Annotated in this window: 11 protein-coding genes and 1 tRNA gene; 5 read left to right on the top strand and 7 right to left on the bottom strand. The window is 67.9% G+C overall.

Annotated elements, in window-relative coordinates; genetic code table 11:
• Nucleotides 1-2: 2 nt before the first annotated feature.
• From Q0588_RS15575 to Q0588_RS15555, 5 genes are all read left to right on the top strand, one after another.
• Nucleotides 3-77, top strand: a tRNA-Val gene (locus tag Q0588_RS15575).
• 272 nt (nt 78-349) lie between these two features.
• Nucleotides 350-577, top strand: coding sequence for a hypothetical protein (locus Q0588_RS15570; protein WP_298748091.1), 228 nt, complete (start codon nt 350-352; stop codon nt 575-577).
• 123 nt (nt 578-700) lie between these two features.
• The gene (locus tag Q0588_RS15565) at nt 701-1,594 is read left to right on the top strand and encodes an endonuclease/exonuclease/phosphatase family protein (RefSeq protein ID WP_298748088.1); all 894 of its coding nucleotides are present in this window, start codon (nt 701-703) and stop codon (nt 1,592-1,594) included.
• A gap of 424 nt (nt 1,595-2,018) precedes the next feature.
• Entirely contained in the window at nt 2,019-2,435 is a 417-nt protein-coding gene (locus Q0588_RS15560) for a hypothetical protein (protein ID WP_366873037.1), read from the top strand.
• Nucleotides 2,436-2,602: 167 nt separating this feature from the next.
• Nucleotides 2,603-4,096: a Fic family protein gene (locus Q0588_RS15555; RefSeq protein WP_298748085.1), complete on the top strand. Its 1,494-nt coding sequence runs from the start codon at nt 2,603-2,605 to the stop codon at nt 4,094-4,096.
• A 58-nt stretch (nt 4,097-4,154) separates the two neighbouring features.
• On the opposite strand, the gene Q0588_RS15550 is transcribed toward Q0588_RS15555, so the two are convergent.
• From Q0588_RS15550 to trbF, 7 genes are all read right to left on the bottom strand, one after another.
• Entirely contained in the window at nt 4,155-4,580 is a 426-nt protein-coding gene (locus tag Q0588_RS15550) for an AlpA family phage regulatory protein (RefSeq protein ID WP_298748082.1), read from the bottom strand.
• 189 nt (nt 4,581-4,769) lie between these two features.
• Nucleotides 4,770-5,051: a hypothetical protein gene (locus tag Q0588_RS15545; protein ID WP_298748079.1), complete on the bottom strand. Its 282-nt coding sequence runs from the start codon at nt 5,049-5,051 to the stop codon at nt 4,770-4,772.
• Nucleotides 5,048-5,659: a lytic transglycosylase domain-containing protein gene (locus tag Q0588_RS15540; protein ID WP_298748077.1), complete on the bottom strand. Its 612-nt coding sequence runs from the start codon at nt 5,657-5,659 to the stop codon at nt 5,048-5,050. Before Q0588_RS15540 ends, Q0588_RS15545 begins: the two co-directional genes overlap by 4 nt.
• Nucleotides 5,653-6,165, bottom strand: a complete 513-nt coding sequence (locus Q0588_RS15535) for a S26 family signal peptidase (protein ID WP_298748074.1) — start codon at nt 6,163-6,165, stop codon at nt 5,653-5,655. Before Q0588_RS15535 ends, Q0588_RS15540 begins: the two co-directional genes overlap by 7 nt.
• Nucleotides 6,162-7,325, bottom strand: coding sequence for a TrbI/VirB10 family protein (locus Q0588_RS15530; RefSeq protein ID WP_298748071.1), 1,164 nt, complete (start codon nt 7,323-7,325; stop codon nt 6,162-6,164). Before Q0588_RS15530 ends, Q0588_RS15535 begins: the two co-directional genes overlap by 4 nt.
• The gene (locus Q0588_RS15525; RefSeq protein WP_298748067.1) at nt 7,322-8,128 is read right to left on the bottom strand and encodes a TrbG/VirB9 family P-type conjugative transfer protein; all 807 of its coding nucleotides are present in this window, start codon (nt 8,126-8,128) and stop codon (nt 7,322-7,324) included. Before Q0588_RS15525 ends, Q0588_RS15530 begins: the two co-directional genes overlap by 4 nt.
• 239 nt (nt 8,129-8,367) lie before the next feature.
• On the bottom strand, nt 8,368-9,051 hold the full coding sequence (gene trbF / locus Q0588_RS15520) for a conjugal transfer protein TrbF (RefSeq protein ID WP_298748064.1): 684 nt from the start codon (nt 9,049-9,051) through the stop codon (nt 8,368-8,370).
• Nucleotides 9,052-9,631: the final 580 nt, after the last annotated feature.

Genomic DNA, 9,631 nt, shown 5'->3' with positions numbered 1-9,631 from the left:
ATGGATGCGTAGCTCAGCGGGAGAGCACCTCGTTCACACCGAGGGGGTCACAGGTTCAATCCCTGTCGCATCCACCACTTTTACCATTTAAAAACAGTAACTTACCAGACCCGCTCCCTCCGTTCACGGAGGGTTTTTCGTGAATATTCGCGTTTGTGGGGCAATAGTGGGGCAGTCGATGCGTAAGATCCTTGCGCGGGACGTGACAACATCCCCTGAAATGCGTTGATGCGGGCCTGTTTGCGGCCTGATTCGACCTCACCGCCGCGCCGCCTTTTTGCAGGGCGTTTCATCGGGTCAGGCCCGACCTCTCCGGATCCGTCGCGATCGCTCATTTTTAGGAAACCCGATGGCATCCATTCCGGACCACCCCAACGATGCTGGAGCCTGGACGCGCCTGGAAGGCCGCGAGGGGTTCGCCCTGTGGCGCCGCGAGCGCCAGGAACTGGCTCCCGTGACGATGTACTATGTCGTCGCACCGCCGCGTCAGAGCGAAATTCTCTATGACGAAGCCACGGCGCGCGCTCGCTTCAACGACCTCGCCGGCGTCTCCGACGCGGACGGCGTCATCTCGTAAGGGAACGCCACGCACTTGCGCGCCGCCCCCCGGGCGGGGCCTTCAGCATCACCCGAACCGGTGTCGAGGTCATGTCTGTGGCGGGCGATAGGCATCGCCGACGCCTTCTGCTCTATTCGCCGCATGAAGCCCGCAACCATCTTCGTCGCCTTGGGGCTGTTCGCCGCCGCCTGCACGGCGACCGGCTCGAGCAACAGCCCCCATTCCGGTCCGGTCATCAAGCTGGCCAGTTGGAATATGGAGCATCTCGCGGAGCGGAATAACTCCGGATGCCGCCCTCGCACCGACGCCGATTATGCGGCGATGCGGGCCTATGTGGACGACCTCGGCGCCGACATCATTGCCATTCAGGAGGTCGAGACAAAAGCCGCCGCTGAACGGGTGTTCAACCCTGCGATCTATACTGTGGTGATCGAGGACCGGATCGGCACGGATCGCGGCGGAGCGTGTCGAGGACGCGACGGGCTGACGATCAATGCCCAGCGCACCGGGTTCGCGGTTCGCAACGGTCTGGCATTCGAACGACAACCCGACGTCACCGGCATTCAGGTGGGCAATCCCGACCTTCGCTCAGGCGTCGACCTCATGGTTCGGCCCCGGGGCGGTGCGCCTATCCGGGTGCTTTCGGTACATCTGAAGTCGGGGTGTTCGTCCGGAGACCGAAACGACGCCTGTCCGGTCCTGTTCGAGCAGGTTCCGGCCATGGAACGCTGGATCGATGACAGAGCCGTGGAGGGGGTGCGTTTCGCAGTGCTGGGGGATTTCAACCGGCGCATGGGCATGGCCAATGACGCCGTCTGGGCCGAGTGGGACGATTCATCTCCGCCGAACTCGGACCTCGCCCTTGCGTCGGGCGACGAGTCCGCAGGATGCAATCCTCGCTACCGGGACTTCATCGACTTCATCGTCCTTGATCGGCGGGCAACCGCCAACCTGAGAAGCTTTGAGGAACGGACGTTCGGTGGCCAGGCTCTGAGCGATCATTGCGCGATTTCGGCCACCCTGAGCCTTCGCTGATGCCCGATCCGGGTCCCTTGCAGCGAGGGTGGTGCCGGTTGCGAACGGCGTGGTCGCGCAATGATGGAAAGCCCCGCGAGGAATGGGCGCATGGACCCGACCTCAAGGAAACGGTGTTGATCGGAGCGCTGCTGGTCGTCGTGGTCCTGACCGGGCTGGCGACCTGCAGCGCCGTCGGGTCAATCTAGACCGCGTCGCGAGCGTCCGGCAGACGATCGGTCTCTGCCATTTATCCCCCGCCTGCCGTTGGCGCGGACTCTCGCAGAGAGCATAAGCGCGCGCCAAGATCGTGATGACCGCGCCCACTGTTTCCTCCGAACGGGCCTCGCTCATAGGTGGGCGGAATTCGGGTGACTTACGAAAATGGAGGACCGGTTCCGCCATGGGAGCGCGGACCGGTGAGCTTGCGTGAAACTGTCTGAAGGTGATCTCGCAAGGAGCCGGCCGGGATAAAAATGTCCGTAGCGGTCTCCTAACCAGCCCCTATGTCCGTCAAGCTCTCCTAGTGAGCCGGAAAACGGTGGCAAGGACGCAGGGGCTAGATATCAAGGTGTCCCTGCTCCCGCTCGATCAGGTGCCCCGGGCACTGGCGGCGCGCGACACGCGCGGGCTCATCAAACTGGTCGCGGACAACGCTACGGACAGTCTCCTCGGCGGGCAGATCATGGCTCCCGAAGGCGAGGACGCGCTTCAGACGATGGTGCTGGCGATCAAATACGGCGTGACGGCCGCCGAGGTGGGGGCGACGATCTTCCCTTACCTGACCAAGGTCGAAGGCCTGAAGCTCGCGGCACAAACCTTCGACGTGGATGGCTCGAAGCTCTCCTGCTGCTCGGGGTAAAGCCAGCTGATGGCCGTCGGCCGAGTCAGTAGCACGCTCAGTGGCATGGACCTCCGGGAACCCTCGGCCCTGTCCTCGCCTAGACGCAGCCCTTAAACCCCGAAAGCTTTCATAATTGCGCGCCTAAGTCCCATTTTCTTGCTAAACAGGGACGGAGGAGCCGCTTAATGCCCAAGTCCCCCGTGCAAGACTTTCCGGAAATCTTCGTCTCCACCAGTGAGACGGCGACCGCGGTGTCGCGCGCGGTCAGCCAGGGCGAGCTCCGGCAGATCGGGTCCAAGCTGTATACCCGCAATCTCGTGGACCCGCCCGAGCAAATTGTCGGGCGGCATCTATGGACCCTTGTCGGCGCCTATATCCCCGGCGCGCTGATCGCCGACCGAACCGCGATCGAGAACAAGCCGGCGGCCGACGGCTCGGTCTTCGTCGTTTCCGATCGCAAGCGCGACATCGAATTGCCGGGCGTGACGATCCGGACCCGCCGGGGGGCGCCCCCTCAGCCCACCGACCTTCCGTTCGTCGGCAATCTCTTCCTCTCCTCGACCGCGAGGGCCTATCTCGACAACATGGCCCCCTCCCGTCGGCGCGGTGGAGACGTACCGCGCACCCTGACGCGCAGTGAGATCGAAACCCATCTCGACACCCTCATTCGTCGCGGGGGCGATGAAGCGGCCAACAGGCTCAGGGACGAGGCGCGCCGGATCGCGCCCATGATCGGGCGCGAAGTGGAGTGCGAAACCCTGGAAAGACTGATTGGGGCCCTTCTCGGCACACGCGATGAGCCCCTGGTCACGGACGGAGCCCAGGCGCGTCGTTCCGGCTTTCCCTTCGACCCTGAACGGCTCGCGCGTTTCGAACTTCTGCATCGGGAACTGAGAGCAACGGCGCCCGTCATCCGCCCCGCCGCCGAACGTCCGGCGGAAGGACGGTCAAGCCTGTCCTTTTTTGAGGCCTATTTTTCCAACTTCATCGAAGGCACGGAGTTCGAGGTCAGCGAAGCCGCCGATATCGTGTTTCGCAACGTCATCCCCCGTGACCGTCCTTCCGACGCTCACGACATCCTCGGCACCTGGAGGCTGGTTTCGGATCCTGTCGAAATGGCCAGGACGCCGCGCGACGCTCCCGAGTTCTTCGATATTCTCAAACGCCGGCATGCCGCGCTCATGGCGGGCCGTCCAGACAAGAATCCGGGGGCCTTCAAGGAGGAGGCCAATCGGGCGGGACAGACCACATTCGTGGACCCCGCTCACGTCGAAGGCACACTGACGCGCGGGCTTGAACTCTATCACAGTCTGGAAACACCCTTCGCCCGGGCCGTCTACATGATGTTTCTGGTGTCGGAGGTTCACCCCTTCACGGACGGCAACGGCCGGATCGGCCGGATCATGATGAACGCCGAACTCGTCGCCGCCGACGAAGAGCGCATCATCATTCCGACCATCTTCCGCAGCAACTACCTGACGGGACTGAAGGTGCTTTCAAACAGCGACAATCCAAACACCCTGATCCGCAGCCTGGATTTCGCGCAGAAATGGGTGGCGGCAGTTCCCTGGACCGAAATCAGCGCCACGCAGGAGGTCCTGGACGGCTGCAACGCCTTCATGGACCCGGCCGAGGCCGACGAACGCGGCATAAGACTACGCCTGCCCCAGACCTTCTAGACGGGGATTGTCGACCTACCCGGCCTGGCTCCGCGCCATCGCACCTGGCCATGCGACGCTAGAATCCGAAATCGATCTGATCGGCGCAGGCTGGTCGCTTGCGTCGCCGGGGGGCTGCCGCCGGCGCGGCCGGCCCTGCAGGCTCCGGCGAGACCCCGCCCGTCGCCACGACCGCCGGCTTCTCGGGCTTGCGACGCGGCGACCGCGTGGTCTGGATCAACTTCGGCTCCCGGGGTCGGGCCAACGGCTTGGGATGCGGCAGGCCCCGGACCGTCCGGGTCGCCTTCCACGCCGTCAGCTCGCTTTCCCACCAGCCCACCCGGTTGGGGGAGATGCGCACGGGTTCGGGAAAGTCCCCGACCTGCTGCAGGCGCCATGCGGTCGACCGGCTGAGGCCGGTGACGTCCCGGACCCGATCCCACGGCAAAAGCCGGTCCTCCGGCCCGCCCGTCTCGATCGGTTCGCCTTCGGGTTCAAACGTCATGACACGCCTCCAAACATCTGGTCGGCAACCGCTTCGAAGACGGTGCAAAGCGTTCGAGCGTCGACCGCGGCATCGACGCAATCGCGCCTCGCCCATCGCCGGGCCACCGCCTTGACCGCGAAACTGGCGGCAGGGTCCGCCAACAGAGCTTCAATCGTCGGGGCCACCGCGGCATCCCGGCTCAACCGGTCAGCCACGACGTCGTCCCCTCGCCGCGGGCGGCGCGGCGGTGCGGATGTCCGAAATCTGCGACCGGGCCCAATCCCGCAACAGGTCTTGCGGATAGAAGGGCCGGGACCGGATGTGGCGGCACGGGGGACCATTGCCGCCCGTGGACCACAGCCGCGCCAGGGTGGCCGGTTTCAGTCGAATCCCGAACGAGCCCAGGAAGATCGAGGCCTCCGCCCGCGTCAGCAGCGGCTCGTCGATCGCCGGAGCGATCTCCACCCCATCCTCCGCCTCCCCGGTCATTGCCCGGCTCCGCGGGGACGGCACTGCCGGGCATTGACGACGCCCTGGCCCGCCGTCAGCGCCAGATAACAATCCACCACAGTCGCAACATAGGCCTGGGTCTCGGCTATGTCCGGAACCCGACCCAGTCTTGCCACGCGCGCCGGGCCGGCGTTGTACGCCGCCAGCGCCAGCCTCAGATCGCCGAAGCGCAGGATCTGTCGCGCCAGATAGTCGGCCCCTCCCCTGAGGTTTTCGACGGGGTCGAACCGGTCGACCACGCCCAGCTCCCGGGCTGTGTCCGGCATCAGCTGGGTCAGGCCGCCCGCCCCGACGGGGGAGCGCGCATCCACCCTGTAGCCACTTTCCGTGATGACCAGGGCGTGAAGCAGCTTGGGGTCCAGTCCGTGCGCCAGGGCGGCGGCCTCGATGGCGTCGCGAAAGGGTTGGTCCAGAACCGCCAGCCGGGGAACCTCCAGACTGTCCAGGGCGTCCGTGACGGCCGGCTCGACCGCCGGCGTCCCGAACAGGCTTCCTCCGGCCGCGGCCCAGTCCACCTGCTGGGCCGTAGCCGAGGCCGGGGCAGTGATCGCCAGGGCGGCCGTCGCGATCCAGAGCCTTCTCACCATGTCAGCATCTCCCGATAGACGCCGGTCACCCGCGAGCGAGCGACCGGACCAAAATAGCGGCTGTCGAAGCTCGACGGCGTGTCGCCGAGCAGGAACAGTTCTTCCTCGCCGAGCCGGCGGCACCCGCGCCAGGTCGGCAGGGCGACCCCACGCCGGTCCCGGTCCTGGACGACCAGTGTGCGCCCAGGCGTGACCAGCTGGTCGTCCCGCCGGCAGACGGTGTCGCCGCCGACCGCGGCGACCCGTTTGATCAGCAGCAGGTCGTCGGGCATCCCGAGCCGCTCCAGATAGGCGCGGACGGCTGACGGTTGCGGGACGCCGACGACCGCGCCGTGCCCGGGAGCGGCTCCCGGCAGGCGAACGTAGACGCCCCGCGGCAGGCTGGCGCTTTCATTGATCAGCATCGGCGCTGGTCTGTGATCCGCAACCAGAGCCAAACCAGTCAGGGCGACCAACGCCAACCCCGGCGCGATCCAGTGCTTGCGGTGGGTTCGGGAGGCGGTCATGGCCGATAGGGCTCCAGGATAAGGTCCCGGGTGATCATGACCCGGACGGGCGCGCCGGCCCGAAGCCGGATCGAAGGCCGGACCTCCAGTTCGCGGTCCACCAGTCGCCCGCCGACCTGGGCTCCCTCGATCGCCGCCGCGTCCCCGGCGTCGCCCAACAGGCCTCCGGATCCGCCGCCGTCGTCGTCGCGGGCGATCTGTCCCAGGGTGGTGATGGCGCCGGCGAACAGCGTCCCCACCAGCAGTGGCCAGAGCCGGCGATCCACCTGGCCGCGGACGCCGACCGCGCCCTGCGCGTCCACGCCCGGCTCACTGGTCAGGATCAGACTCTTGCCATTGGGCAGGATCAGCCGTTCCCAGGTGAGGAAGGCCCGGCGGTCGCCATAGGCGCTCCGTCCCTCCGACGACCCGATCAGCCGCGTACCCTGCGGCAACAGCAGGTGGCGACCGCTCACGGAGTCATACACATTCTGGGTGACGGTCGCGATCACGGGGCCCGCGCGCGAGGTGTCCACGGCCGTCAGAAGCGCCGCGGGCACGATGGCCCCCGCCTTCAGCTCGAACGGTGACAGCGGGGCCACCAGCGCATGGCCATTATACATCGCATCATGGTCCGGACTGACAACGGGCGATCGATCCGCGTCGGACGCCTGCGGCCCCGCCCTTGATCCCGCGGGCGGGGTTCCGGAATCCGCAAAGAACAGGCCGGAGCGCGCCGCCTGTTCTTGCGGGCTCGGTCCTCGATCGCGCGCGGCCGCCGCCGGCCGATAGGCGGGCTGATAGGACCCTGCGGTCCGCACAGTCGGCTCGTTCGCCTGGGCGGGTTCAGTCTGTCTGTCCGCGATGCGCGGATCAGGCAGACGATCATAACTGGCCGGCTGGTCGGTGACCGCCTCAGTGGGCCGGACGACACCGCGCGTCTGCTCCTCGCGCGCTTCGGCCTGCCGCGCCCGGGCGCTGTCGCGCAGCTCCGGCTGGACCACGAAGGCCCAGGCCAGGGAACCCGAGACCAGGACGGCGCCGCCGATGACCAGAACCTGGACCACGGATTTACGCAGGCGCACGGCATGAGGCGGCGCCGCCCGGGCGGTCAGGCCCGGCGCGGGCTCCTTGGGCGGGAGAGACCCCGGGTCGGACTGAAGGGGATCGACGTCGGTCATGAACGGGCTCCTGCAAGGCGACGGATACGGACGACCTGGGGCCGCCGGTCCCCCAGACGCAGTTCGGCCCGGTCGAACACCCGGTCGACGACGTACAGGCCGCCAACCTGCCGGTAGTTGACCATCTGGGCCTCCCCATCCGGGGCGATGACGAACAGGACCGGCGCCTCATCGACCTGCAGGTCCGCATCGAAGGTGATGAAGGTCCGCCGGCCGTCATTGAACACCGAGGTCGGGGTCCAGCGCGGACGCCGGCCCCGGGACTCGATCCGGTAGCGGGCGTCGAGCTCGCCCTGCGGCATCACGACGGGCTCGCGGACAGGCGCAAACGCACCGGCGTCCACCGGCGCGCCAACAGCCAGGATCGAGTCCGCGTCCCAGGCCACGGCGGCGTTGAAGGCGTCGACCCCGCCGCTTTTCAGATCAATGAGATACACTCGCCTGTTCGTTGTCAGGACGAGGTTGGTTTCCAGGCCTCGCTCGAGGGGTTTGAGCAGTACATGGGTCCTCTGGCCCGCGCCTTCGCCGGACACCGCCTCGCCGATCTGCCAGCGCACAGTGTCGCCCGCCGCCTTGGCCACCAGGGTCTCGCCCGGGGCCAGGGTCAGGGTGGTCACCCGAAGCGGGGCGGTCCAGACCTCGAACACCCGGCCCGGCGACCAGGTGAAGACCTGGACCCCGCCGACGAAGGCGTCCTCCCGCGACGGGGCCCGCGCCGTCGCATTGGCCGCGGCGATAGCCCGCCGCCCGGTTGCGCCGGTCGGCGCGTCCGCGGTCGGTGTGTCTCCGGCCCGCGGCGGCACCGACGACGTGACGGTCGTCGCGCGACCCGGCGCCGCCTCATCGGATTGTTCCGTCGGCGGGGGCGCATGCGGACCCGCGACGACCGGTTCGGCACTGTCGGTCGATGTCGACGTCGATATCGATGTCGACACTTCCATGGGAACAGTGGCGGCCGTTTGGCCCGCCCAGGGAGCCGCGGGCGCCGGGTCGTGGCGGAAAACCGCACAGCCTGAAATCGACAGGCCCAGAGCGGTCAGGATCAGGAGGCGTCGGGGGTCCATGATACATCCTCGATTTTCAGTCCAAGGGGGTTCTTCATCAGCTCGGCCTCCGTGCGGGGCGGCTGGACGGTCGTGGTGATCAGGGCCCGCCAGCGCTCGGTCCCCGCCGACTGGCCGTTGACGAAGCGGGTTTCGCGCCATTGCAGGTCGAACGTCCGGTCCGTGCGGCGCACCACGTTCAGAATCTCGACATTGACCGCCTCGCGCCCGACCTCGGCGAACGGGTCGTGGGCCTGGGCCCAGGCGTTCAGGAAGGCTGCCGCCTTCGGCGTCATCAGGTCATAGGCCCGCAGCCAGTTCTGGCGGATGACGATGGGATCGATCGACTTGGAACGGACGTCGCGGACCCATCCCGCGAGGGCATGACCGATCTGGGCCTCATTGGGTTCGTAGCGCCCGCCGATGGCTGTGATGCGCTGGGTCTCGCCCCAGTCGGAGACCTCGACCACGAAGGGCTTGACCACGGCCCGGTCCGCCTGGACCCACCACCCGGCGCCGAGAAATCCGGCCAGCACCAGATTGGCCAGGGCGATGCGGCGCCAGTTGCGGGCATGGGCCAGGGACAGGCCCATGCGGTCGTCCCAGACCTGGCCGGCCCTCTGGTAAGGGGTTTGCTCAGGCGCGGAGGCCAGGGCCCGTCTGGGCCGGAAGAAGGGGTGCATCTCAGGACTCCTCGGTCTTCAGATTGGGCGACAGGACGCCGCTGGTTTCGCCGGACGGGAGCAACCCGCGGCCGGCGTTGGCGACAAAGAAGGCCTGCAGGGCCGCGGACCGTCCCCGCGGATTTGATCCAGCGGCAGTGGCCGGTCGTGACGCGGCGCGATGAAAGTCCGCCCGGGCGGTCCGGGCCTCCGCCGCGATCGCTCCGTGCGAGCGCCCGCCGCCGCCGGATGGTCCCTCCGCGCCGGACCACGGGGTCGCCTCCGCCGCGGGTTCACCCGCCCCGCCGCTTGTGGGCTCGGCCTGCTGCCGCCAGGCCGCGGCAGGCTCATTGACGCCGCTGGCGCCTGACGGCCCGGGCGGGGTCGTGGCTCCGCCCGAGGGACGACGTGGCCCGGACGGCGGTGGATTGTCGTTCGAAGGCGTCCCGGTCGATGAGGGTCCCGGCGGGTTCGGCGGCATGGGCGGTCGTCCCGAACTCGCGCCCGCCGCCGCTCGCGCCGGCCCGGCCAGTCGGGCCGCGCCGCCGGCCGCCATGGCGCCGGCGCCGGCGATCCCCGCTCCGGCCAGGGCTCCCGCTCC

The sequence above is a fragment of the uncultured Brevundimonas sp. genome (genome assembly GCF_937870815.1).
GTDB lineage: Bacteria > Pseudomonadota > Alphaproteobacteria > Caulobacterales > Caulobacteraceae > Brevundimonas.
The sequence above is the reverse complement of the archived record's forward strand: the minus strand, read 5'-3'. Positions and strand labels throughout refer to the sequence as shown.

Bases quoted from the DNA above. Each gene is read 5' to 3' on its own strand.
- Q0588_RS15570 (WP_298748091.1), top strand. From the start codon at position 350: ATGGCATCCATTCCGGACCACCCCAACGATGCTGGAGCCTGGACGCGC.
- trbF (WP_298748064.1), bottom strand. From the start codon at position 9,051: ATGCACCCCTTCTTCCGGCCCAGACGGGCCCTGGCCTCCGCGCCTGAG.
- Q0588_RS15555 (WP_298748085.1), top strand. From the start codon at position 2,603: ATGCCCAAGTCCCCCGTGCAAGACTTTCCGGAAATCTTCGTCTCCACC.
- Q0588_RS15545 (WP_298748079.1), bottom strand. From the start codon at position 5,051: ATGACCGGGGAGGCGGAGGATGGGGTGGAGATCGCTCCGGCGATCGAC.
- Q0588_RS15540 (WP_298748077.1), bottom strand. From the start codon at position 5,659: ATGGTGAGAAGGCTCTGGATCGCGACGGCCGCCCTGGCGATCACTGCC.
- Q0588_RS15535 (WP_298748074.1), bottom strand. From the start codon at position 6,165: ATGACCGCCTCCCGAACCCACCGCAAGCACTGGATCGCGCCGGGGTTG.
- Q0588_RS15565 (WP_298748088.1), top strand. From the start codon at position 701: ATGAAGCCCGCAACCATCTTCGTCGCCTTGGGGCTGTTCGCCGCCGCC.
- Q0588_RS15550 (WP_298748082.1), bottom strand. From the start codon at position 4,580: ATGACGTTTGAACCCGAAGGCGAACCGATCGAGACGGGCGGGCCGGAG.
- Q0588_RS15530 (WP_298748071.1), bottom strand. From the start codon at position 7,325: ATGACCGACGTCGATCCCCTTCAGTCCGACCCGGGGTCTCTCCCGCCC.